Below are 24,595 nucleotides of genomic sequence, written 5' to 3'. Positions count from 1 at the left end.
GAGAATAATTTAGTGAGAGCGAAAATAGTTGCAGGTAACTGGAAGATGAATAAAAACCTTAGTGAAGCTAAAGCATTAATAAAAGGTTTAAAAAAGGAATTAAAAAAAGTAAAATTAGATAAAAATACAAGAGTGGTAATTGCTCCTAGCTCTGTAAACCTCAGATCTGCGGTTAACAGAACAAAGAAATCAGTAATTGAAGTTGCTGCTCAAAATGTTTCTCACGAAAAAAGCGGAGCGTTTACAGGGGAAGTTTCTGTGGATATGCTAAATGATATAGGAGTAGCATCTAGTATTGTTGGACATTCAGAAAGAAGAACCTACTACGGTGAAACGGATGCGTTGTTAGCTCAAAAAGTAGATACAGTATTAGGAAAGGGAATGGAAGCAATTTTCTGTTTCGGAGAACAATTAGAAGATCGAAAAAGCAACAATCATTTTAAGGTGGTTGAAAGTCAAATAAAAAATGCTTTATTCCACTTGGAAGCAACTAGTTTTTCAAATATTGTGTTGGCTTACGAACCAGTTTGGGCAATTGGAACTGGAGAGACTGCGTCTCCTGAGCAAGCTCAAGAAATGCATAAATTTATACGAAGCTTACTAAAAGATGAGTATGGAGATAAAGTGGCTGATGCAATGTCTATTTTATATGGGGGAAGTGTAAAACCAGCAAATGCTGAAGAAATTTTTTCTAAACCTGATGTAGATGGAGGTTTAATTGGTGGAGCATCTTTAAAAGCAAATGATTTTATAGAAATAGTAAAGGCAATTTAAATGCCTAAGACATGGTTAGAAAAATATAATTCAACGAAACCACCTGTTGTTAAGGTGATTGATAAACGTTTTGCCGACTTAGAAGAAGGAACGAAAATGTTTATCGCAACTCCGAAAATTATAGATAACTATGTGAATGAGATTCCTAAAGGAACTTCAGTAGATATAAAGGTAATGCGTAAAGATATGGCAATTGAACATTTCGCAGAAAATTCTTGCCCTGTTACTACAAGTATCTTTTTAAGAATAGTTGCTGAAGTAGCTTTAGAATCTTTAACTAAAGGAAAAACTACCAATGATATAACTCCCTTTTGGCGAGTTGTACACCCCAAAACACCCTTGGCGAAAAAACTTTCTTGTGGTGTAGCATTTATTAAAGAACAAAGAAGTAAAGAAAATATTAATGGATAATATTTACATTGAATACGATTTTACAGTAACTCCAAAAGATCCAGCAACCGAAATTCTAATAGCAGAACTAGGAGGTGTAGGCTTTGAGAGTTTTGTAGAAAATGAGCATGGAGTAGTGGCGTATATTCAAAAAAATGATTGGAATGAAGCTATTTTAGAAGATTTATTTGTGCTATCATCTTCAGAATTTAAGATTGAACATTCACATAAAGAAATAGCGCAAACCAATTGGAATGCGGAATGGGAGAAGAATTTTAATCCTATTCAGGTTGATGACAAAGTAAGTGTAAGAGCTCCTTTTCACGAGAATCCAAACTTAGAATTTGATATTGTAATTGAGCCTAAGATGAGTTTTGGTACTGGACATCATGAAACAACACATATGATGTTACAGCATTTATTAGACCTTGAGCTTCAGGGGAAGAAAGTGTTAGATATGGGATGTGGTACTGGTATTTTAGCAATTTTTGCAGAAATGAAAGGAGCACAACCTATTGATGCTATTGATATTGATGCTTGGTGTTATGAAAATTCTGTTGAAAATGCGCAGCGAAATAATTGTAGTCATATTTCTGTTTATGAAGGAGATGCTAGCTTGTTAAAGGATAAAAGCTATGATGTTATTATTGCTAATATTAATAGGAATATTTTATTGCAAGACATGGAAACATATACAAACTGTTTAACAGATGATGGTGTTTTATTGTTAAGCGGTTTTTATAAAGAGGATATTCCATTGATAGATAAAGAGGTATCAAAATATAATTTATCTTTGCAAAAAACTATTGACAGGAATAATTGGGTAGCCCTGCGTTATAAAAAATAAAACAAAATGAGTACAATAGAAAAAATTCAAGAGGAGTTAGATGTTTTGTTTCAGGAAACACAAAAGCATGAAATAGTTTTACATAACGATGATGTAAATACGTTTGACTTTGTTATTGATAGTTTAGTAAGCGTTTGTGATCATACTTTAGAGCAGGCAGAGCAATGTACTATATTAGTTCATTATAAAGGGAAATGTACCGTTAAAACTGGTGAGTACAAAGATTTAGAGCCTCGTTGTTCTAAATTACTTCAGTTAGGTTTATCTGCTGAAATAGTTTAGAATGGAGAACGTTTTTAAGTATTACGAGTTTTCTGACTTTATAAAAGATACATCAGGAACATTTTCAGGGAATGAAATATGTTTTTCTGTATTAAATGAGCAACATTTTTTAATTTTTGAAAAAAAAGAAACCAATTATAATTTATACGTTTCTAGATATTCTTCTCAAAAGGAAATAGGTGTCAAGCTCCCAGAAATACTAGAGGTATTGATTGAAAACTATGATAAGTCGATACCAGAACACAGAATAATTTTACGTAAATATTTGTATTAAAAAATCTCAAAATGAAAATTTTGAGATTTTTTTTTGCAATTAAGTGACTTTTAAAAAAAAGGTGGGTCTTAATTTATGAAAGCGAAACAGAAACAATGTTTTGTTAAGTTCATTAAAATAAGAAAGTGAAAGTATTATAGATATAAGTTACCCTTAAAACTTCTCTTAGTAAGGCTTTACCCCTTATTTGTTTTACAGATGTCTGAAAAGAGAGGTTTCCTCTATAAGAAAAAATATAGTAGTTTTTAAAATAGTAGTAGTTAGTTTTTATACTAAGTTTGGTTAGACAAAAGGCTCTAGATTTATTTTAGAGTCTTTTTCATTTTAAATGTGACTTTTTTAAAAACAATGTGTCAAAATAGTAAAGACAAGAAATAATTTTTGATACAATAAAAAATAGTAGTAGTTAGTTTTTATACTAAGTTTGGTTAGATAAAAAAGCCTTAAACATTTGTTTAAGGCTTTTTTTATTTTATTACTTTAATGGATAATATATATCTGTTTGAATTTTTTCTGGACTTACGGTACTTGGATCATTCACATATAGTTCCCAAATTGGCCAAGTTCTTTCTAGATTATTAGTTAGAATGTAATTGTCAATAGCTACATGAGCTTGCTCATCTCCAACGCCATAATTACCAAATTTAGAAATAGTAACAGCTTTCCCTTTTGGTAAATTAACTACTTGCATTCCTTCTGCAGGAGCTAATTTAGTATGTAACAATAAACCAATGTAAAATTCAGTTTCATTGGTAGCTTCATCATATTTAGAAAAAACTGCTCCAGGAGTATAATCTCCTAGTTTTAAACCTGCTTTAGTGGCATATATACCCGCTTTAGGCAAGTCTTGCATAAATAATTTCGTCATGTTCTCATGATCAATTTTTACTTTATGATGATAACCAATAAAGGTTTTAGCATCCACTTCCGCAATGCTTAGATCACCTAAAGAAAATTTAGGAGCTTTTGGAATAGTCTCAATCATAACTTTTTCCAGATTGTTTAATCCATTTTCTTCCATTGGTCCTAACATGTTGTCCCAACCACCTACCATAGCGGCAATAGCTTTAAACATGAAAGGAGACTTTTCTGCAGTCATTCCCCAAGTAACCTTCGTTCCTTCAGCTACTTCTTCAAAATCCCAATAAATACCTCCTGGGTCACCATCCATAAACGTTATTTCTTGTTGGATTGATTTGTTAGGTTCAATTGCAATAGTTTTCATACTCCCTGGACCATCTTTACTAGTCCAGCTATTATAAGCACCTACACCAACGGTTTTGTCTCCATAGGTAACCACGATAGTAGAATCTTCATCATGCCATGGACCCCATTTCTCCCAAGTTTTTAAATCGTTTACCGTATTAAAAGCATGAGCAATAGGAGCTTTTATAACTTTACTTCTTTTTACATCGTATTTCCCGTCATAAGTTCCTACGTAAATAAGACCTAAAACGATTAATGCAAGTAGCAATAGTAGAATGTACTTCAAGATTTTCATTTGTGTATAAAGTTTTAGTTATGATATAAATATACTGATTTTTAGTGTATTGTGTGTTTTGAATGTGTTGCAAAAAAGAAGAGTTGCAATTTTGCAACTCTTCAAATAGTATATATTATGTAGCTTATTTTAATTCAGCATCTTCGGCATCATTCCAGTTCCATTTTCCAACGATATTACCTTTTTCAACAGTAATAATACCTGGGTTTGCTCTGATGGCTGTTTTAATTGCTTTTTCATCACAACTTCCGAATATATATGGAAGATTGTACTCTTTTTGAAAAGCATTTAATCCTTCGAAGTTTTCTTCGTAAATAACATCAGCCATCATCATGTCTGAAGTTAAGATATAAATTTCATATCCTAAGCTCTTTGCTTTTGCAGCAGCTTTAGATACTTCATGAAGACCTTCTTTATTTGCCTTTTCAATAGTTGTCATTAAGATCATCATTGCCTTATCTTTCGACAACATTTCTTCTAATTTATCACCATCTACAGTTCCTATTTCGAAATCATGAATAGGAGGCACTTCGTCACTATCATCTTGATATTGCATTCCTTGCTCAATGTTTGTACCAATAGAATATGCTCTAAAGTCAATAATTGGTAAATGACTTAATACATAGTACGCTATTAGTAAAGAGAAGAATACGGAAGCATAAGTAGCAATTGCAGATAACTTATCTGAAACTAGTGGTTTTATATACTTTATTCCAGCAATTAGAATCCCTATAAAGACCATAAAAATTAAATTTTTATAGAAGGTTTCTTTTGGGGTTAATTTAATTGCATCACCAAAACATCCACAGTCTGTTACTTTGTTGTAGGTGTACGAATACCAAGTAAGGAATAAGAATATTAAGTTAAGTCCAAACAAACTCCAAACTGTAAGTTTGGGCTTGTAACCAACTAAAAGCATTACTCCTAAAACTAATTCCGATACGATTAATAAAATCGCAAACGGAAGTGCAAATGGAATTAAAAACTCTAGGTTTAAAACATCTGCACTAAAGTATTCTTCGAATTTGTATTGAGATCCAATAGGATCAACCAATTTTACAAATCCAGAATAAATGAATAATAGTCCTACTAATACTCTTGAAATGTGTGTTAATAATTTTAAAATCATAGTTAGGGGTGTTTATTATTATTGGGGTTCAGCTTCTGAAAAGTGAATCAACGCAAAAATTGCATAATTTATCATGTCTTGATAGTTTGCGTCTATTCCTTCAGAAACCAACGTTTTTCCTTTATTATCTTCAATTTGTTTAACACGCAATAATTTTTGTAAAATTAAATCTGTTAAAGAAGAAATTCTCATGTCTCTCCAAGCTTCACCGTAATCATGGTTTTTGTTTTCCATTAATTCTTTGGTGATTTTTATATGCTTATCATATAAATCTGTTGCTTGTTCGGTTGACAAATCTGGCTGTTCTACAACTCCTAATTCAAGTTGTACCAGAGCCATAACAGAATAATTGATAATACCAATGAATTCCGACTTTTCGCCTTCATCCACTTTACGAGTGGTATTTTCTTGCAACTGACGTATACGCTGTGCTTTAATAAAAATTTGATCAGTTAAAGAAGGAAGCCTTAAGATTCTCCAAGCACTTCCATAGTCACTCATCTTATTAACAAATAAACTACGGCATTCATTAACTACCGTATCATATTGTTTTGAAGTATTCTGCATGTTTGTTTTCTCAAATAATCACGTAAAAATAGCAAATCAAATAGGTTTTCGATTATTTTTACCAAAGAATTTATAAAATCGTAATTAAAATTTAAAGAATGACGATTAATTGCAAAGGAAAACTTATTGATTTAAGTACTCCAAAAGTAATGGGGATTTTAAATATTACACCCGATTCTTTTTTTGACGGTGGGAAATACAAAAATGATAAAGCTGTTCTCGTTCAAGTAGAAAAAATGTTGAATGATGGGGCTACTTTTATAGATATAGGTGGATATTCTTCAAGACCAGGCGCAAAGCATATTTCTGAAGAAGAAGAGTTAATGCGAGTAGGGCCTATAGTAAAAATGGTTCATGAAGAATTTCCTGAAGTTTTAATTTCTATTGATACCTTTAGGAGTAAGGTGGCAAAAGAAGTAATTGCTATGGGAGGAGCGCTGGTTAATGATATTTCTGGAGGAAAAATGGATGCCAATATGTTTGCTACGGTAGCACAACTTCAAGTACCGTATATAATGATGCATATGCAAGGAACACCGCAAAACATGCAGCAAAACCCTGAATATAAAAATGTAGTTACAGAAGTGATTGCTTTTTTTGCAGAGCAATTACAACAATTGAAAGAGTTAAAAATTAATGATATAATTGTAGATGTAGGCTTTGGATTTGGGAAAACACTCGAACACAATTTTGAATTACTCAATAAACTATCTTTATTTAAAGTATTAGATGCACCTATTTTAACAGGAGTTTCTCGAAAATCAATGTTATATAAAACCTTGGATATTACTCCAAAAGAAGCCTTAAATGCAACAACGGTTGCCAATACAATTGCCTTATTAAATGGTACTAGTATTTTAAGGGTACATGATGTAAAGGAAGCGGTACAAGCCGTTACGATTGTAAATAGATTTTAAATACCTATCTTTACTTAAATCATATAAGATAAATGAATTTAGATTTTATCAACTTCTCATTTCTTGACGTTTTAGATATCATATTAGTGGCGGTGCTGCTCTATTATATTTATAAGCTTTTAAAGGGTACGGTGGCTATAAATATTGTAATAGGTATTGCCTTGATTTTTTTAATTTGGAAGATAACCCAAGCATTGCATATGGAAATGCTGAGTGGTATTTTAGGATATTTATTATCAGGTGGAGTTATTGCCTTAATCATCGTATTTCAACAGGAAATTAGAAAATTTTTATTAATGATTGGAACTACGAATTTTAATACGAAACGTAGTTTTTTAAATCAGATAAAATTTTTACAATCTGAGATTAACGCAGAGATAGATACAGATGCTATTTTAAAAGCATGTAGTAATTTGGCGAAGACTAAAACAGGTGCTTTAATAGTTATAGAAAGAACAAATAACCTTGATTTTATTGCGATTACAGGTGATAAAATGAGTGCAATGGTAACACCGGTTTTATTGGAGAGTATCTTTTTTAAAAATAGCCCACTTCATGATGGAGCCACTATTATAAGAGATAATCAGGTGGTAGCTACACGTGTAATTTTGCCAGTTTCCAACAGTTCAATGATACCAGCAAGATTTGGTTTACGACATAGAGCTGCTTTTGGAGTAACGGAAAGAACAGATGCCGTGTGTTTAATAGTATCTGAAGAAACGGGAGAAATTTCGTATATCAAAGATGGAGAGTTTGTGCTCTTTAAAACTCCGGAAGAGTTAAGTAAGACATTACAAAAAGATTTAACAACATAAAAAAAGCTCGCAATTGCGAGCTTTTTTATTTTAATATCTTTAAACAGCTTATTTAGCTGGAGCCATTTTTGATTGAATAGCTGTCATTACACTGTTAAACTTCTTAGCAGATTCAGCATCTAAAGAAGAAACAATATCTTTAGCTTTTGTTGCTAATTCAACACCTTTTTTAGCTAATTCAGCATTTTTTACTACATCACCTTTAGCATCGATATAATCTTTAGCGTATTTAGAATACGACTGTAAGTATTCACCTACTTTAGGATCTTCGAATTTAGGAATAGTAACACCTTCGATAGCAGATTGTACAGCTTCAACAGTTTTGTCAACAGCTTCTTTTGCTTCTTCTACTACCTTTGTAGTAGCTTCTTCAGTTGCTTCTGCAGCTTTATCAACCGCTTCAGTTACAGTTTGAGTTGCATCTTTTGCAGCCTCTTTTTCTTTTTTACATGAAGTTGCTACTAACGAACCAGCAACTAATACAGATAAGATTACTTTTTTCATTGTTTAATGATTATTTAGTTTAATAGATTGATTCTACACAAATGTATTGTTTTGAAACATTTTAACAAATTATTTAGAAACATTTTCTAAACTAAATTGTTTATCATACAAGTTTTTATAGTAACCTTCTTCCTTTAATAGTAGTGTTTTATGGGTTCCTTGCTCCACAATTTGTCCTTTGTCCATAACAATTATTTTGTCGGCTTTTTTAATGGTTGCCAATCTATGGGCGATAACAATTGAGGTACGATTTTGAGTAATTGTATCTGTAGCATATTGAATCATTTGCTCAGAATGTGTGTCTACAGAGGAAGTAGCTTCATCTAATATTAAGATACGAGGTTTACTTACGTAGGCTCTTAAAAAAGCAATTAATTGACGTTGACCAGAAGACAACATAGCCCCTCGTTCTTTTACATTATAGAGATAATTATTTGGTAAAGTCATGATAAAATCATGAATACCAATTTGTTTTGCAGCCTCTTGCACTTCTTCTAAAGAAATTGCATCGTTTTTTAAGGTGATATTGTTTAAGATTGTATCAGAAAACAAAAAGACATCTTGTAAAACAACGGCAATTTTATTTCTTAAAGACTGTATTTCATACTCTTCCACAGGAATGTCGTCAACTCGAATGGTTCCTTTGTCAATTTCGTAAAATCTATTTATTAAGTTAATAATGGTAGATTTTCCTGCTCCTGTAGCTCCAACCAATGCAACCGTTTCACCTTGTTTTACATCAAAAGAAATTCCTTTTAAGATTTCTTCTCCTTTGATATAACTAAAATGAACATTTTCAAAAGAGATGTTTCCTTTTAAATCATTCGATGAGAAGTTACCATCTTTGTTGATAGAACTCTCAGTATCTAAAACATCAAAAACACGTTCTCCAGAAACAATCCCCATTTGTAATTGGTTGAATTTGTCTGCAATTTGACGTAGTGGTCTAAATAACATTTGCGCCATTTGAATAAATCCAATAATTGAAGCAATGGTAATTGATTTTCCTTCAATTACTTGCAACCCACCATACCAAACAATTAAACCAATGGCAATTGAAGATAGAATTTCTGCAATAGGGAAGAAGATAGAATAATACCAAACCGTTTTTATATGCGCTCTTTTATGTTTGTCGTTGATGTCAACAAAGTTTTTATACTCTATATATTCTCTATGAAATAGTTGTACTATTTTCATACCAGTAACCCTTTCCTGTACAAAACTATTTAGATTGGCTACTTGGTTTCTTACATCTTGAAAGGTTGCCTTAATGGCAATTTGAAACAATTTTGTAGCGTATATTAAAATAGGAAGAACAGCCAAGGCAATAAGTGCTAGTTTCCAATTTAAAAAGAACATTACACCAATAACCACTAACATTTTAAGGATGTCACTAACAATCATAAAAACTCCCTGTGTAAAGAAGTTAGAAATGGTTTCAATATCAGACACTACACGAGTTACTAGTTTTCCAACAGAGGAATTGTCAAAATACCCCATTTTAAACTGTACAATTTTTTCAAAGGTTTTAATTCGTATGTCTCTAATAACATGTTGTCCAACCCAATTGGCAAAGTATATAAAAGTAAACTGTAATAATACTTGTAATAATAGTACAGCTAGCATTAGAGTTGCAAAATACAGAAGTCGATTAAGATCTTGATTTGCAACAAAATCATCAATGGCTTGTATAAGGATATACGGACTTGCAGTAGCAGCTACTGCCAAAAGAATGGTTGAAAAAACTGCGATTAAAAATCGTGTACGGTATTGTTTTGCAAAGCTCATAAGCCTTGCAAAAACTTTAATATCAAATGCGTTACCTGTAGTTTTGCTCACTATATATATGTATATGCTACTTCTGTTAAAAATAAACCTTTTGCAGGAACTGACACCCCTGCTTTGCTACGATTTTTACTTTCTATAATAGATCTAAATTCTTCTAGGCTTGTTTTTCCTAGACCAACATTGAATAAAGTACCTACAATTGCACGTACCATATTGCGTAAAAATCTATTTGCTGAAACATAAAATGTTAACTCGTCATCTACTAATTTCCATTCAGCATTGGTTACGGTACAATTAAATGTATGTACATCGGTTTTAACCTTTGAAAAGCATTCAAAATCTTCATATTCGTATAAAATTTTGGCAGCTTTATTCATTAATTCAATATCAATGTCTTTATAATTTAATTGCCAAGTGGTATCTAATAAAAATGGATTTCTACCCAATATAATTTTATACTCATAGCTTCTGCTAACTGCATCAAATCTTGCATGCGCATCATCATGAACTAATGTTGTATTGTATATAACGATGTCATTAGGTAAAATTGCATTTAATTTATAGGTAAAATTTTCATTTAGAGGACTGTCAATATCAAAATGAGCAAACATTTGAGAAGCATGTACTCCAGCGTCTGTTCTACCTGCTCCTGTAATATTTATTTCTGTACGAAGAATAGTGCTAATAGCTTTATTAATTTCTTCTTGTACAGAATTAGCATGGGGTTGTATTTGCCAACCGTGGTAGTTTTTACCCAGATAAGAAAGCTCTATAAAATACCTCAAGATACCAGAAAATTTAGAAGGCTAAATTATGGAATTTTTAGTTGCCTTTTGTTCCTATTTATGGGCATTGAATTTTAATTTTTGAAAGAAGTTATCATATGTTAATTTTTTGTTAAATAAATCCTGTTATATTTGTAGGGTATTCATGACAATGAATTTTTCCCCTTATAATAGATTCCCTTAGAAAAACCCCTCTATTCTCGTGACCCCTTGTGTTGCGAGTTTTTTTATTTAATTTCGTTTCGAAATTGATTTTTTTAATGAAAAAAATACTGCTTTTATCAGATACCCATAGTTTTATTGACAATCAAATCTTAAAGTTTGTAGCACAGGCTGATGAAGTTTGGCATGCTGGAGATATTGGTGATTTAAAAGTAACCGATACCATAAAAAAACTGAAACCACTACGTGCAGTATATGGAAATATTGATGATAAAGATGCGAGAGCAGAGTTTCCTTTAGATAATAAGTTTGAAGTGGAGGGGGTACGTGTGTGGATAACACATATTGGAGGTTATCCAAATAAATATAACCAAAGAGTACGAGAGGATTTAAAAAAAGAACGACCACAATTATTTATTTGTGGCCATTCTCATATATTGAAGGTTCAATTTGACGAAAAGTTGAATATTTTACATTTAAACCCAGGAGCTGCGGGTAACCATGGTTTTCATAAGGTGCGAACAATGCTACGTTTTGAATTGGATAACACTGCTATAAAAAACATGGAAGTTATAGAACTAGCTCACCGAGGTTAATTTAAATTCCTTTTTTTGTTGTTGAATTGGTACGGTTATAATTGCTTCGGTACCTTTATTAAGTTCTGAACTAATAATGAACTTACCATTTAAAACATGAATACGCGCATCAATTTGGTTTAAACCAATTCCGTCTTTAATAGAAGATGATGAGGGCGTAAACCCGACCCCATCATCTCTAATAAGAATGGTTAGTTGATTTTTCTCTTCTTTTAGCGCAATTTTCGCATGGTTTGCTTTACTATGTTTAATAATATTATTAATAAGTTCTTGAATGATATTAAATATCTTTATTTCAAAATCTTGATTATATCGATTCACATTTTTTGCCGAAACTTCAAAGTTTAGCTGACTATTAGAATATTTTTTAGCCACATCTTTTATAGCATATTCTAATCCGAATTTTAATAGAATAGAAGATACTAAGTTATGTGATAGATCTCTTACCTTTTGAGAGGCTTCTAAGATAATAGCACGTGTTTTTTCTACTTCGATCGGTGTATTACCGTTGTGCTGTTTTTTAGTTGCACTTAAATGCATATTGGCAGACGATAACAAGGCGCTTACATTGTCATGTAAGGTTTCTGCGATTAACTTACGTTCAGATTCTTTACCATCTATGGTAGCATTTAATATTTTTATTTGCGCCTCAGACTTTAATTTTTCTATACTTTGCTGTTGTAATAAATTACTTTCAGAAAGTTTTAAATGTAAATTCTTCTGTCTAAGCTTGTAATTGTACACAACAACACCTGATATTAGTAGAATTAAAAAAGTTAGAACCCCTAGAAGTAGTGTAGCTTTAGAGTCTTTTGCTTCTATTAGTTTCCTCTGTTCTTCTACCAAAGCCGTTTTTTCTTTTTCTAGATCAACTTCTTGTTTTGCGTAAATCTCTTCTAAAATTCTTCTTATCTCAATATCTCTTAAATCATCTTTAATATTGTATGATTTTTCTTGATAATCATAAGCTCTATAATCTTTTAACAGATATAAAGTATAGGCTAAGTTGAAGTATAAATATTCTTTATATTTTGTTGAATTATAGCTTGTGTCTTTTTGAATCAAGTCTAACCCTTCTAAATATATTTGCTTGGCTTTAAGGTAGTTTTTTTCTTCTAAAAAGATACTAGCTAAGTTACCATAAGCAGCAGCTCCCGATATTTTCCTATTATTAGATTTGTAAATATCTATTGCTTTTAGAGAATAATCCTTAGCTAAATCGTAAATGGAATCTTCTCTATATAAACCAGATAAATTGGTATATGCGCTAGCTTTTATTATTTGGTCATTTGTAGTTATATTACTATTTCCTAAAATCTTTTTGTAATAGAATATAGAACTATCTTTTTTATTATTAGCATAATATTCTCCCCCTAACCTTAAATGAATAAGATTTAAAGAAATGTTCGAATTTTTGGAAAACAACTTTTTTTCCAGAGATTTTTTATTAAATAGTTTTAAGACTTCTTTATAGTGATAGATAGCCTTGTCATGATTATTTGTTTCTCTAAAAATATCTCCTACAAGAAAATTTAAGCTTAATTTTACTTCTAAATCATTTTGTGTTTTCGGTAATAATAAAAGACTTTGTTCTAAAGATTTATTATATTCTTTTTTATTGAATAAGTCTTTAGCTATTTTTAATTTAATTTTTAACGAATCTTTTGAAATAGAAGAATGACTATTCTTATTACTTAAATATTTTTTTTCATTCTGTATAAAATTATTACTTGAAAAACAAAGGCCAACTTTCATCAAGAGTATTGATAATAAAAAAAAGTGGTTGTAAAACTTCATTAGAATAAGACTTTGTTTTTTTGTAAATATTTTTAACCTATCGTTGGATCACTAACTATAATCGTTTTTGGCTTTTCGGTAGTCATTCTTTCTTGTGCCCTACCAGAAAACTTATGATTTACAAAATTAATTTTTAAGACACCAGAGTGAGACATTTCAAAATGTCTTGAAAAATTTACTTGTTTAGCATCTCCCTTTGATAAGTGTACTTCATAAACATCTTTAATTTCGTTATAAATGAATTCCGCTTTTACATCCTCATTTACTTTAAAATCTAAACGATAAGTATTATCCTCATTAGAAGTAATACTATATGAATTTAAAAATTCTGTAACGGTACCTCTTGCAAAGGTAATATTATCATCAGTAACAGAAATATTTGTTTTTTTACCAGAGTTATTTTCAATAAAACCGATCTTTAATTGGTCGTTTTCTATAGCATATTCGTTAGAATAGCTTTTTTTCTTCACGGCTTGAGATTCTGATAAAACAATGTCATTGGAATTCCCTTTACCTTTAAACGTTGCTACTTCTGTATTATTTTGTACGTCAAAATCGATCGAGTAAGCACCGCTACCGTCTCTCTTTAAAGTATATGATTTTAATAGTTTTTGTCCTGATTTGTTGTTATCAATGATTTCCCCTTCATTGGAAGAACACGATGCAAAAACTAAACTAAGGGCTAAAAAATAAGGAGCTATTTTTCTCATAATTTAAGTTTTTTGAATTTAAGTTGAATAAAATTATTTAATAATTGGGTTAAAAATAGAAATCGGGGGACTCCTATTTGATACGGGACTTCTAATAAATTAAAAAAGCGGTGTACGGTATAATAGAAACGGGGGACGTTCTTGGTTTAGGGGGTAAAGAAAACAAAATGAAGGGTTCTTTCTTTTTCTTCCTATATCAAGGAATTATATGTACACCACTTTAGGTTTATTTTTTATAAGTGTTAAATTCTAGTAGTTATTAGCGATGTACTTTAGTATAAAAGTTTGCGGGGGATATACAACTCGGGGGACTAAAGCAAATTTTCTCCTATACAATGTTATTTTTAACAGCGTACATCGCTAAACCTACTACATTCTTCACTTGTAATTTCTTATACAAATTTCGACGATATGTCTCCACAGTTTTTAAACTTATATTCAATGCTTCTGCGATTTCAGAAGAATTTTTCTCTTTGGCGATCAGTTTTAAAACTTCTAACTCTCGGTCAGTTAAGTACTCATCTATCTCAGAGGTCTCCTCTTCTTCTTTAGATTCTGTTACATAAAGATTAAATAAACTAGTTTTAATATCATCACTAAAATATTGTAATCCTTTGTGAACAGCTTTTACGGCATCGATTATATGTTCGTATGCACAGCTCTTGTCTAAAAATCCGTTTGCACCGAGTGCAATCATTTCTTGGACAAGCTTTGGGTCTGTTAAACTAGATAGAATAATTGTTTTTACTTTTACACCTCTTTGTTTAAAGGTTCTAAGTACATCTATTCCATCCATTTCAGGCATGTTTATATCTAAAATTAAAACGTCTGCCTTGTTGTTTGAGAACCATTGTACAACTTCTTTTCCTGTTAGAGAAAAATCACGAACTTGTATGTCGTTTTCAGTATTTAATAATGCAATGACACCTTCTATTAATATCTTATGGTCATCTGCAATGTGAACTTGGATCTTATTCATTGTTTAATTACACTTACAAATTTATACTACGGGTTTAGTTTACACAATACTCAATAACCCTATACGTGCACTCAGGGTTTACCCTTAGTCTATCAGGGTTAACCCTGAGTTTTCTTTAACATTTCTTTAACATTTAAAAAGAGAGGCCAGTAAACATGGGCTATTCAAAAATAAAAAACCGAAGTTAAAAACTTCGGTTTTTTCGCACTAAATATACTAAGATGTTAGGTTTATCGTAATCTATCTACAGATTTTACAAGATCTTCATCCTTTTTAATGGCTTTATTTGCTAAAACTACTAGCAAAATAATAAGAACAGGAAAAAACATCCCAATACCTTTCTCAGAAACTGCTGTTTCTCCAGATAATGTTAGTGATAGATATATCAACAATCCTAATAAAAAAAGATTTATCAATACATTAACACGCCCTAATACAAATTGTAATTGGCGGTTTTTAAATAAAAAGATGGTTGCTAACGATAAAATCGCTGAACCAAAAAATAATACTGGAACCAATTTTTCAGTTAAAGTTGCTCCCGAGAATAAATCCATTATATTAATAGGAGTAGCACTAGCATTTGTCCATAAACTGAAAACAAAAGTTAATGCCCCTGCAAAAACAGCAGCTATTAATAAATATATTGATTGTATTCTTTGTATCATTTTTTATAATTGGGTAGCAAATGTAGTATTTCTTTTTTTAAGAAAGAAACATTGTATATTAAATTATTTATCTATATTTGTTGCATAAAACCGCACTAACTCTATTATAATATTCAATTATAATAGCAATCAAAATAAAAATAATATAAAGATTCTTCACCCTTATTAAAAAGGATTTTAATTTAATTAATTGACGAAATGTTTGAAATTTCTGAATTGAAAGCTAAAAAATTAGCTGAATTACAAGCTATTGCAAAGAAAATTGGTTTAACTAAATTTAGTCAACTTAAAAAGTTGGATTTAGTTTACAAGATTCTTGACGCACAAGCTGAGTCTTCCCCTAAAGAGGTAGAAACCAAGAAAGAAGAGAAGCCTAAAAGAAAAAGAATAGTAAAAAAGGCCGAAACTAAAGAGAAGCCACAACCAAAACAAGAACCGGTTAAGGAGAAAAAGGTTGAAACTGCTGAAAAAAAGGAAGAAAGACCTGTTCAAAAAGAAAAGCCTGTTAAAAAAGAAAGAGTTGTTCAAAAAGAAAAAGTTGCTCAAAAAGATACGCAAGAGGTAAAAAAGAAAGATACTTCAGAACAAAAGCCTCAGCAACAATCTCAGCAAAAACAACAACAACAAAATAAGCAACGTAACCAACACCATAATAAGCAGCGTCAGCATCACAACAAGCAAAATGGTAAAAATTACCAGCATAAAAGTGGTAATAAATACCGTGATCCTGATTTTGAATTTGATGGAATTATAGAAAGTGAAGGGGTATTAGAAATGATGCCAGATGGGTATGGATTTTTACGTTCTTCTGATTATAATTATTTATCATCTCCAGATGATGTATATGTGTCTCAATCTCAAATTAAATTATTTGGATTAAAAACTGGAGATACGGTAAGAGGAAATGTACGTCCACCGAAAGAAGGTGAAAAGTATTTTCCACTTATTAGAGTTTCAAAAATAAACGGATTAAACCCTAATATTGTTAGAGATAGAGTTTCATTTGAGCATTTAACGCCATTATTTGCTGATGAGAAATTTAATTTAGCACAAAAAGGAAGCTCTTTATCAACTAGAATTATCGATTTATTTTCTCCAATAGGAAAAGGGCAACGTGGTATGATTGTAGCACAACCTAAAACCGGTAAAACTATGTTGTTAAAGGATGTAGCAAATGCCATTGCTGCAAATCATCCAGAAGTTTATCAAATAGTATTATTGATTGACGAACGTCCGGAGGAAGTTACCGATATGCAACGTAGCGTTAGAGGAGAGGTAGTAGCTTCTACTTTTGATGAGCCTGCAGATAAGCATGTACGTGTTGCAAATATTGTATTAGAAAAGGCAAAACGTTTAGTAGAATGTGGACATGATGTAGTAATCTTATTAGATTCTATTACTCGTTTGGCAAGAGCTTATAACACAGTGGCTCCAGCTTCTGGTAAAATATTATCAGGGGGTATCGATGCAAACGCATTACATAAACCAAAACGTTTCTTTGGAGCAGCTCGTAACATTGAAAACGGTGGTTCTTTAACCATTATAGCTACTGCATTAACAGAAACTGGTTCTAAGATGGACGAAGTAATTTTCGAAGAATTCAAAGGAACTGGTAACATGGAATTACAATTAGAGCGTAATATTGCGAACCGTAGAATTTACCCAGCTATTGACTTAATTAAGTCTAGTACTCGTAGAGATGATTTATTATTAGATGATAAAACTGTTCAACGTATGTGGGTATTACGTAAGTATCTAGCAGATATGAATCCGATTGAAGCAATGGAATTTATTCAAGATAGAATTAAAACTTCTTTAAATAATGAGGAGTTCTTAATTTCTATGAACGGATAGTTTCATAAAATGATATAAAACGAAAAATCCCGTCAACAGCGGGATTTTTTTATACAGGATATATAACATTGTCTAGTGAAATATCATATTCATTGAGATCTGAAATGTTGTCAATAGGTTTAAAAAAATTCAGACCAATTGTTTTTACTGTTGATTTACATTCAGATAAAAAACGATCATAAAAGCCTTTACCATAGCCCACTCTATACTTGTTTGTGTCTGAGATTAATAGCGGTACAAATACCAAGTCGATTTCCGTTACATCAAATGGAGTTGCATTAACTGGCTCTGGAATACCATAATTATTCACTTCTAAAACAGTATCTTTTTCTAAAATGAAGTGAGTTAAGGTATTGTCTTTAAAATTACTTTTACTTATAATAATGTTCTTTCCTTGAGCTTGTAAAAAGTCTATGATAGGATAGGTGTTTATTTCTTTTTGTTTTTCTATCGAAAGAAAAATATGAATGTTTTGAATTTTCGAGAAATCTAAACGTTCTATTTGTGCTTCAATGCTTCGCTGAAACTCTGTTATTTGTTCTGGAGTTAATTCTCTTCTCTTTTGTTTATAGATTTTTCGTAGCTCTTTTTTTACCATTAGGAAAGATTTTCTAATTCAGCTTGTGTTTTTTTAGGTAAACTCTTTACAATAAGATCGTAAGAATGGTCTATTAATTCAAAAGCAAAAGTATCTGAAACATCTTGGTTAACAGTAACCGTATTCCAATGCTTTTTATTCATATGGTATCCTGGATTGATACTTTCATATTCACCTCTTAATTCCAATGCCCAATCTGGATTGCATTTTAAGTTGATTTGAGGTTCGTTTTGTTCCCAAGTATCCAATCCAGATAGTGCGAACATTTTATTCATTACTTTAAAAACTAATACATTATCATCAAAAGGAAAATGTTCTGTAACTCCTTTTTTAGTAATACAATAGTTTCTGAATTGTTCAATATGCATTTTTTCTGTCTTTAAGAAATGTATATACTAGAAATATAATAGAAAGTACGCCAAGTGTCAAGAAAAAATATTTTAGAATACCTGTAAAAAGGAAAAATTCAAAGCCATCGCTTAGATCATCATGATCAAGTTCCTGTTGAATTTCTTTAATTGTTTCAGAATTAAGTATGGTTGAATACACAAATAGTGACACAACAGAAACCAAGAATAACCTTAAATATTTTCGGTAATTATCCAATCTTAAACAATATTTATTCTAACAATTTTTGATCCGATGCCGGTAGTTCTAATGCAGTGTAGTCTAATTTCCAACCAATGGTTTCTACTAGGTTTTGCATTAATACAATAGCCTCTAAAGCTTCTTTATTAGCGGTTTGCATTAAGTTACTTTCTGGGATTTTTTGTAAAATATGTTCTTTGGCTTCTTGGTTTACCTGAGTTAAATCTTCTGAACTAAATTTATTAAGCAACCCGTTTTGAATATCATAAAATCGGATGTTTGGTTCTACGGAAAAAACTTCAGGTTGTGGAAACTCAGAAAGTAAAATAGTTTTCTTTTTGGTGTTAGATTCCATCTTGATTTTTCTGAAATCAAAACCAATATGCACTTTTGCATTGATTAATATGATGGCTTTTTTCTTGCTATTGAATAAACCAAGAAACTTTTCTTTGGTGTTTTCATGGTGGTAAATTTCAGCAAATTCACCTTCAACAGTAATTAATTTTGAGACCTTTTTAATTTTGTCTAACAATACAACTGACTGTTTTTCAGTGATACTTTTCTTATTTGAATATGAAAATTTTTGAAAAACAAAATAGGAGATAATTGCTCCACCTGCTAAGCCTAAAAATAGTAATTCCATAATTACGAAGTTACATATTTATTACTACAAATAATTGTACTATATTAGGGGAAATGGTTTAGATATAAAAGTTACTTTTGCGTTATGCTATCTAAGAAAACAAAATATGGTTTAAAGGCATTGACATTTATTGCAAAACAACCGAAGGGAGATAAAGTTCAAATAGCTACTATTTCTGAAAGTGAGAATATTTCACATAAATTTTTAGAAAGTATTTTACTTACCTTACGTAAGGCTGGTTTTTTGGGTGCAAGAAAGGGTAAAGGTGGTGGTTACTATCTTTTAAAAGAAGCAGCCGATATTAAAATGACCGATGTTATTAGAACTTTAGAAGGGCCAATAGCAATGGTGCCTTGTGTAAGTTTAAATTTTTATGAAAAGTGTGAAGATTGTCCTGATGAAGATGCATGCTCAGTGCATAAATTAATGATTCAGGTAAGAGACAATACTTTGCAGGTTTTACGAAATAATACTTTGGCAGATTTAGTCTAAGAATTTTATCTAAAAAAACAAAAGAGCAGTTTTAATAACTGCTCTTTTGTTTTTTATTCAACTAGATCTTTTTGATCTGTAGATTCCAATGAAGGAACTAATTCTATTTCTGGTTGTGGAATGCTATTGTTCAATTCTTTAAATACATCTAAACCACATTGTAAAAAGTTGGTATAGTCAGCTTCGTCTGGAGTATAGCCAACAGGTTGATTTAAAATTTGTTTTCCGTCAGAACTTAATAAGACATAATAAGGTTGTGAGTTTGTCTTAAAAAACTGTGTTTGGAAGTTAGCCCATTTATGTCCATAACTTTCTAGTTTTCTAGTACCGCCATTAATTCTATTTACATGAACTTGCTGGTTTTCAGGAAGTGTTTTTTTGTCGTCTACATATAAAGAGATTAATACATAATCGTTTCGCAAGTAGTTGTCAACTTTTGCTAGAGGCCAAATGTGCTCTTCCATTTTTCTACAGTTTACACAGGCATATCCAGTAAAATCTAATAAAATTGGTTTGTTTACTTTTTTAGCATATTCAATTCCTGTTTTTAGGTCTTTGAAACATTCTAGATTATTCGGACAATCATTCGGGTATATAAAGCTATATCCTACAGGAGGTGCTAAACCACTTAATAAAGTTAAAGGCGTAAATGTTTTTGTTTCTTCATTCACTCTAAATCCTGAAGCTAAGTATAGTGTAAATGCTAATACCAATACTCCAAAAGAAATTCTAAAGAACGATAACTTTTTAATCGGAGAATCATGTGGGAATTTAATCTTACCAAATAAATACAAGGTAAGTCCAGCAAAAATAATAATCCATAAAATTAAGAAAGGTTCAATCTTTAAGATGTTCCAGTGTTGTACTAAATCTGCATTGGATAAGAATTTAAAAGCTAAAGCTAATTCTAAGAATCCTAAAACTACTTTTACAGTATTTAACCATCCACCAGATTTTGGTAAAGAGTTTAGCATGTTCGGGAACATTGCAAATAAAGCAAATGGTAATCCAAGTGCAACACCAAATCCTCCCATACCAGCTGTTAATTGCCATGCACCACCATCAGCAGTTAATGAGCCTGCTAATAATGACCCTAAAATTGGTCCTGTACATGAGAAAGAAACGATCGCTAAAGTTAAAGCCATAAAGAATATTCCAAAAATACCTCCAATACTTTCTCCTTGCGTTGTTTTACTAGTCCAACTTGCTGGTAAAGTCAATTCATAGTATCCAAAGAATGAAAAGGCGAAGAATAGGAAAATGACAAAGAAAATAACGTTCAACCATACATTTGTTGATATTTCATTTAAAATGTCTGGATTGATAGAGTCTAATAGGTGAAAAGGAATACTTAATACCAAATACACTGCTAAGATGAAAAAACCGTATAACAAGGCTTTAGATATTCCAGAGCCTCTACTTTGATCTCCTTTTTTAGTAAAAAAGCTTACAGTTAAAGGAATCATAGGAAATACACAAGGTGTTAATAAGGCAATCAATCCACCAAAAAAACCAAGAACAAAAATGTTCCAAAGTGATTTTCCTTCTTTCTTTACTTCTGTAGCGCTACTGGCAACTTCATCGTCACAAGTTGTTGCGGTAGGTGTCATCTCATTTGGAGATAATCCGTATAATAATTGATTTACTTCGGTATCGTTTACACTAATAGTGTTTTCTTTTGAAGTTTCTTCTGAAGCAGTGTTTGAAAAAGTAAATTCAAAATTTTCATCAGAAGGAGGGATGCATCGTTCAGCATCACATGCCATGAAGTTAACGCTTCCTTTTAATTTTGTTTGAAGATCTTTAACTTTTACTTTTTGTGTAAATACTGCTTGTTTTGTAAACTTAGAAACAGTCATGTTATCAAAAAGCGGATCTTGAGATGTTTTTTTGTTAAGGTTACTTTCTTCTACTTCTCCAATAAACTCAATGGCATTATTTTCTTCAAAGAAAAAAGACGTAGGAACTGGTCCTCCTTTATCAATATGCTGAGAATAAATGGCCCATCCATGATCTAAATTAGCAGTAAATGTTAACTTAAACTCGGTATCATTAATTTTTTCAGCTTTAAAATTCCATTTTGCAGGCTCTAGAATTTGAGCGTTTACGAAGTTGGATATTAATAGTAGTAATACAACTAATCTTTTCATTGTTATGATTGGTTAACTATAATAGAAACACAAATCTAAATAAAAAGATGAGTTTAAGAAGTTAATAGTATGATAAATTGAAAAAAGAAAAAGCTCAATTAGTATTGTAATTAAGCTTTTAGTTTGTGTATGATATGGTATTTGAGGTTTAAATAGCTATTTTTTTGATAAAAGATACTCCTAATGGTACAGTTTTTATCGGTTATACTTTTGTGAGTTGATAGTTTCTAGTATAAAATATGAGAACTAGAAATGAAATAATAAGGGTTAGTATCACCGTAAAATAATAGTTTGTAGTTTCAAGAAAACCAAAGTAACTTGTTATTGGAATACCATTAATGTTTGCATAGGTGATTAGGAAAAACAATACTTCAAATAGTTTTTTCCCGTTTGTGATTATGCCTAATAAAGCTGAAAGTAATACGATAAATAATGCACCTAACACAATAGCAATGATGGAAGTAAATTTCATTTGAATACCCAGTTGTATGATAAACGGAACTGCTAAGAATACCATCAATAAAAATGCTGACAAAATTTGAGAGGTCAATAGTCTTTGTATCGGTTTATAAGAGGCAAATGCAAAATAGTGAACCTTGTTATTAATTTCTTTAGAGGTTAGGTTAGATAATCTACTTACTTGTAAAAACCATAGAATTGGTAGCACAATTTGATAAGAGATTTTAATCGGCAAACAAGCAAGTGATACCATTCCAATTGCGTTTAAGAACCATAACCATTTACTACCGTTTCTTATGAGTAGTAGAAGTTCTGTTTTTATAAGTGAAAAGATTTCAAATGTAGGTTTAGGTTTTGGCAAAAGAGAAAGATCTATGTCTTTCATCCCTGTAGCATGAATATTTACTTTCTTTTTGACTTTTGATACTGTCTTTTTGAATGAAAAGCGATGGAAAAATGGGGTTAGAATTGTAATAATAACTAGTCCTAAAACAATCAAGATTACACGACTCAAGATAAAACTGTTTGGAAAATCGATACCATTAAAATCAAAAGAGTTTGCCTTGGTGGTATTTCCTAAAACATACCCAATACTCATATCAATATTATGCTCAATTCCTTTAATAGTTCTTACTTTTTCTTCTAATTCATGAATAACAATTTTACTTCCAAATACATCTGTAGCAAAATCCATTTCTGTAGTAGCTTGAGAAGCCATTAAAAAAGAGAATAGGAAGAAATAAATGACATTTTGAATTACAGAATACTTTCTGAAAAGAATTTCAAAACTCACCGCAGTTACTGCTACGAGAAACATTGCTGGAATAGGAATTAAGAGATAAGGTTTTACAAATTTCCATAACTCAAAAGAGCTTCCGTCATTGTATAAAAAGAATAGTATGATGCTCATTATAAAAACAACAGCTACAATGGTAACTAAGATTAAAAAATTACTAATTGTTTTTGATAAGAGATATCGGAAATTTGATAATTGTGTAGCGGCAATAATTTGTCCCACTTTGGTATCTACATCCTTTTTAATTCCACTATTGATCAAGTAAAACCCTATCATAGATAAGAAAATAGACGTCATAATTGCTGTAACATACCCAAACCATGCAGCGTTATAGGTTCCAACATAATCAGCGATTCTAATGGTAGAATATGTAGCATTAGGTTCTGGTACAAATGTATACCCAATTGCTAAACTGGCGCATAAAGTGATTAAAAATGCGTAGCTTCTTGTACGTTGTAGATAATCGTATTTTATGATTTTTATAAAGTTCATAATTGGTGTTTTAGAAATTAAGAAGACTTTTAAAGGTTTTCTGTCTTAATGTTTAATTAATGAGCATCGTATACTCCAAAGTGAATTTTACTGGAAAAAAGTAGAATAATAATTAGTACTATAATTCCAGCAACGATAAGTTTTTGTGATGTTTTTTTGCTTAGTAAATGTTTCATTTTAATTAGTTTTGGTTAGATATAAATAAGCATCTTCTAAATTTGCTGTTTGCTTTTTTGAATTTTCAACAGGGTTTTGAGATATATACCTAACAGTTAATTTTTCTTGTTTACGAGTAGTACTTACTACCAAATGTTGATTTTTAAAATTGGGTAAAGACTCTTTGTCAATACTAGTTTCAAAAACATTGTCTTTAACTAAATTGATAATGTCTTCTTGATGACCTTGAGAAACCAATGCACCATTTTTCATAATAACTACTTTATCTGCAATAGTATCTATGTCAGATACAATATGTGAGGATAGAATAACAATGCAGTTTTGAGCTAAATTGGAAATTAAATTGCGAAATCTCACGCGTTCTTCTGGGTCCAAACCAACAGTTGGCTCATCAAAAATGACTACATCTGGATTATTTAACAACGCTTGAGCGATACCAATACGCTGTTTCATTCCACCAGAATAAGAGCCAATAGGTCTATGTGCCGTATCTATTAGATTTAGGTTTTCCAGTAACAATGTTATACGTTGCTTTAGGTCGTTACCACCAACACCTTTTAGCGCTGCTAAGTATTCTAAAAATTCGAAAGCATTAAGGTTTGCATACACTCCAAAATCTTGAGGTAAAAAGCCAAGTTGTTTACGCATAACGTTAGGGTTCTTAACGATGTTGTTTTCATTAAGATAGATATGCCCTTTTGTTGGTTTACTAACTGTAGCAATCATTTTCAACAAGGTTGATTTTCCTGCGCCATTGGGTCCTAATAAACCGAGAATTCCGTTTTCAATGGTTAAAGAGAAGTCTTTCAAACCGTATTTATCTCTGCTGTATTTTTTAGATACATTTTGAATATCAAGTGTCAT

Annotated in this window: 26 protein-coding genes; 10 read left to right on the top strand and 16 right to left on the bottom strand. The window is 31.1% G+C overall.

Annotated elements, in window-relative coordinates; genetic code table 11:
* The first annotated feature begins 12 nt into the window (after positions 1-12).
* From tpiA to Q0873_RS11570, 5 genes are read left to right on the top strand one after another with little or no spacing between them, the layout of a single operon-like run.
* A complete protein-coding gene (gene tpiA, locus Q0873_RS11590) occupies positions 13-774 on the top strand; it encodes a triose-phosphate isomerase (protein ID WP_299107349.1) in 762 nt (253 codons plus the stop codon).
* The gene (locus Q0873_RS11585) at positions 775-1,185 is read left to right on the top strand and encodes a hypothetical protein (RefSeq protein WP_299107347.1); all 411 of its coding nucleotides are present in this window, start codon (positions 775-777) and stop codon (positions 1,183-1,185) included. It abuts the gene before it with no gap.
* Positions 1,178-2,011: a 50S ribosomal protein L11 methyltransferase gene (gene prmA / locus Q0873_RS11580; protein ID WP_299107344.1), complete on the top strand. Its 834-nt coding sequence runs from the start codon at positions 1,178-1,180 to the stop codon at positions 2,009-2,011. The genes Q0873_RS11585 and prmA overlap by 8 nt, the downstream gene beginning before the upstream one ends.
* Before the next feature lie 6 nt (positions 2,012-2,017).
* Positions 2,018-2,293, top strand: coding sequence for an ATP-dependent Clp protease adaptor ClpS (locus Q0873_RS11575; protein WP_299107341.1), 276 nt, complete (start codon positions 2,018-2,020; stop codon positions 2,291-2,293).
* 1 nt (position 2,294) lies between these two features.
* Positions 2,295-2,567: a hypothetical protein gene (locus Q0873_RS11570; protein WP_299107339.1), complete on the top strand. Its 273-nt coding sequence runs from the start codon at positions 2,295-2,297 to the stop codon at positions 2,565-2,567.
* A 475-nt stretch (positions 2,568-3,042) separates the two neighbouring features.
* On the opposite strand, the gene Q0873_RS11565 is transcribed toward Q0873_RS11570, so the two are convergent.
* The 3 genes from Q0873_RS11565 to Q0873_RS11555 all read right to left on the bottom strand — a co-directional run bounded on the left by Q0873_RS11565 (position 3,043) and on the right by Q0873_RS11555 (position 5,764).
* On the bottom strand, positions 3,043-4,068 hold the full coding sequence (locus Q0873_RS11565; protein WP_299107337.1) for a GyrI-like domain-containing protein: 1,026 nt from the start codon (positions 4,066-4,068) through the stop codon (positions 3,043-3,045).
* A gap of 124 nt (positions 4,069-4,192) precedes the next feature.
* Entirely contained in the window at positions 4,193-5,197 is a 1,005-nt protein-coding gene (locus Q0873_RS11560) for a DoxX family protein (protein WP_299107335.1), read from the bottom strand.
* Positions 5,198-5,215: 18 nt separating this feature from the next.
* Positions 5,216-5,764 carry a DUF1599 domain-containing protein gene (locus tag Q0873_RS11555; protein WP_299107333.1) on the bottom strand — a complete coding sequence of 183 codons (549 nt, stop codon included), beginning with the start codon at positions 5,762-5,764 and terminating at the stop codon, positions 5,216-5,218.
* 98 nt (positions 5,765-5,862) lie between these two features.
* Here Q0873_RS11555 and folP point away from each other — a divergent pair, with 98 nt between their 5' ends.
* Together folP and cdaA are read left to right on the top strand one after the other, a co-directional pair.
* Complete coding sequence (folP, locus tag Q0873_RS11550; RefSeq protein WP_299107331.1) at positions 5,863-6,681, top strand: dihydropteroate synthase; 819 nt, start codon at positions 5,863-5,865, stop codon at positions 6,679-6,681.
* Between the two features lie 32 nt (positions 6,682-6,713).
* Positions 6,714-7,496 (top strand): diadenylate cyclase CdaA, encoded by a 783-nt coding sequence (gene cdaA, locus Q0873_RS11545; protein ID WP_299107329.1) that lies wholly within the window; start codon positions 6,714-6,716, stop codon positions 7,494-7,496.
* Positions 7,497-7,544: 48 nt separating this feature from the next.
* Here the strand turns inward: cdaA and Q0873_RS11540 are convergent, their stop codons facing one another.
* The 3 genes from Q0873_RS11540 to truA form a co-directional block, all read right to left on the bottom strand.
* Positions 7,545-8,000 carry a hypothetical protein gene (locus Q0873_RS11540; RefSeq protein WP_299107327.1) on the bottom strand — a complete coding sequence of 152 codons (456 nt, stop codon included), beginning with the start codon at positions 7,998-8,000 and terminating at the stop codon, positions 7,545-7,547.
* Positions 8,001-8,069: 69 nt separating this feature from the next.
* Positions 8,070-9,839, bottom strand: coding sequence for an ABC transporter ATP-binding protein (locus tag Q0873_RS11535; protein ID WP_299107325.1), 1,770 nt, complete (start codon positions 9,837-9,839; stop codon positions 8,070-8,072).
* A complete protein-coding gene (gene truA, locus Q0873_RS11530) occupies positions 9,839-10,573 on the bottom strand; it encodes a tRNA pseudouridine(38-40) synthase TruA (protein ID WP_299107323.1) in 735 nt (244 codons plus the stop codon). Before truA ends, Q0873_RS11535 begins: the two co-directional genes overlap by 1 nt.
* A gap of 260 nt (positions 10,574-10,833) precedes the next feature.
* Here truA and Q0873_RS11525 point away from each other — a divergent pair, with 260 nt between their 5' ends.
* Positions 10,834-11,331, top strand: coding sequence for a metallophosphoesterase family protein (locus Q0873_RS11525; protein ID WP_299107321.1), 498 nt, complete (start codon positions 10,834-10,836; stop codon positions 11,329-11,331).
* On the opposite strand, the gene Q0873_RS11520 is transcribed toward Q0873_RS11525, so the two are convergent.
* The 4 genes from Q0873_RS11520 to Q0873_RS11505 all read right to left on the bottom strand — a co-directional run bounded on the left by Q0873_RS11520 (position 11,314) and on the right by Q0873_RS11505 (position 15,482).
* Positions 11,314-13,086: a tetratricopeptide repeat-containing sensor histidine kinase gene (locus Q0873_RS11520; RefSeq protein WP_299107319.1), complete on the bottom strand. Its 1,773-nt coding sequence runs from the start codon at positions 13,084-13,086 to the stop codon at positions 11,314-11,316. The two genes, Q0873_RS11525 and Q0873_RS11520, sit on opposite strands and share 18 nt — an antisense overlap.
* A gap of 74 nt (positions 13,087-13,160) precedes the next feature.
* The gene (locus Q0873_RS11515; RefSeq protein ID WP_299107317.1) at positions 13,161-13,838 is read right to left on the bottom strand and encodes a hypothetical protein; all 678 of its coding nucleotides are present in this window, start codon (positions 13,836-13,838) and stop codon (positions 13,161-13,163) included.
* A gap of 328 nt (positions 13,839-14,166) precedes the next feature.
* Entirely contained in the window at positions 14,167-14,817 is a 651-nt protein-coding gene (locus tag Q0873_RS11510; protein WP_299107315.1) for a response regulator transcription factor, read from the bottom strand.
* A gap of 230 nt (positions 14,818-15,047) precedes the next feature.
* Positions 15,048-15,482, bottom strand: coding sequence for a DUF4293 domain-containing protein (locus Q0873_RS11505; RefSeq protein ID WP_299107313.1), 435 nt, complete (start codon positions 15,480-15,482; stop codon positions 15,048-15,050).
* Positions 15,483-15,680: 198 nt separating this feature from the next.
* Between Q0873_RS11505 and rho the strand changes: the two genes are divergently transcribed.
* Positions 15,681-17,336, top strand: a complete 1,656-nt coding sequence (gene rho / locus Q0873_RS11500) for a transcription termination factor Rho (protein WP_299107311.1) — start codon at positions 15,681-15,683, stop codon at positions 17,334-17,336.
* A gap of 49 nt (positions 17,337-17,385) precedes the next feature.
* Here rho and Q0873_RS11495 read toward each other — a convergent pair whose 3' ends face one another.
* From Q0873_RS11495 to Q0873_RS11485, 3 genes are all read right to left on the bottom strand, one after another.
* Complete coding sequence (locus Q0873_RS11495) at positions 17,386-17,934, bottom strand: 5-formyltetrahydrofolate cyclo-ligase (protein WP_299107310.1); 549 nt, start codon at positions 17,932-17,934, stop codon at positions 17,386-17,388.
* Positions 17,934-18,302 (bottom strand): MmcQ/YjbR family DNA-binding protein, encoded by a 369-nt coding sequence (locus Q0873_RS11490; RefSeq protein ID WP_299107309.1) that lies wholly within the window; start codon positions 18,300-18,302, stop codon positions 17,934-17,936. Before Q0873_RS11490 ends, Q0873_RS11495 begins: the two co-directional genes overlap by 1 nt.
* 251 nt (positions 18,303-18,553) lie before the next feature.
* Complete coding sequence (locus Q0873_RS11485) at positions 18,554-19,165, bottom strand: DUF4230 domain-containing protein (protein WP_299107307.1); 612 nt, start codon at positions 19,163-19,165, stop codon at positions 18,554-18,556.
* 84 nt (positions 19,166-19,249) lie between these two features.
* On the opposite strand from Q0873_RS11485, the gene Q0873_RS11480 reads away from it, so the two are divergent.
* The gene (locus Q0873_RS11480; RefSeq protein ID WP_299107305.1) at positions 19,250-19,657 is read left to right on the top strand and encodes an Rrf2 family transcriptional regulator; all 408 of its coding nucleotides are present in this window, start codon (positions 19,250-19,252) and stop codon (positions 19,655-19,657) included.
* Positions 19,658-19,710: 53 nt separating this feature from the next.
* Here Q0873_RS11480 and Q0873_RS11475 read toward each other — a convergent pair whose 3' ends face one another.
* From Q0873_RS11475 to Q0873_RS11465, 3 genes are all read right to left on the bottom strand, one after another.
* Positions 19,711-21,807: a thioredoxin family protein gene (locus Q0873_RS11475; RefSeq protein ID WP_299107302.1), complete on the bottom strand. Its 2,097-nt coding sequence runs from the start codon at positions 21,805-21,807 to the stop codon at positions 19,711-19,713.
* 202 nt (positions 21,808-22,009) lie between these two features.
* A complete protein-coding gene (locus tag Q0873_RS11470; RefSeq protein ID WP_299107300.1) occupies positions 22,010-23,554 on the bottom strand; it encodes a hypothetical protein in 1,545 nt (514 codons plus the stop codon).
* A gap of 177 nt (positions 23,555-23,731) precedes the next feature.
* A complete protein-coding gene (locus tag Q0873_RS11465) occupies positions 23,732-24,595 on the bottom strand; it encodes an ABC transporter ATP-binding protein (protein WP_299107298.1) in 864 nt (287 codons plus the stop codon).

The sequence above is a fragment of the uncultured Tenacibaculum sp. genome, from assembly GCF_947498805.1.
Classification (GTDB): Bacteria; Bacteroidota; Bacteroidia; order Flavobacteriales; family Flavobacteriaceae; genus Polaribacter.
The sequence above is the reverse complement of the archived record's forward strand: the minus strand, read 5'-3'. Positions and strand labels throughout refer to the sequence as shown.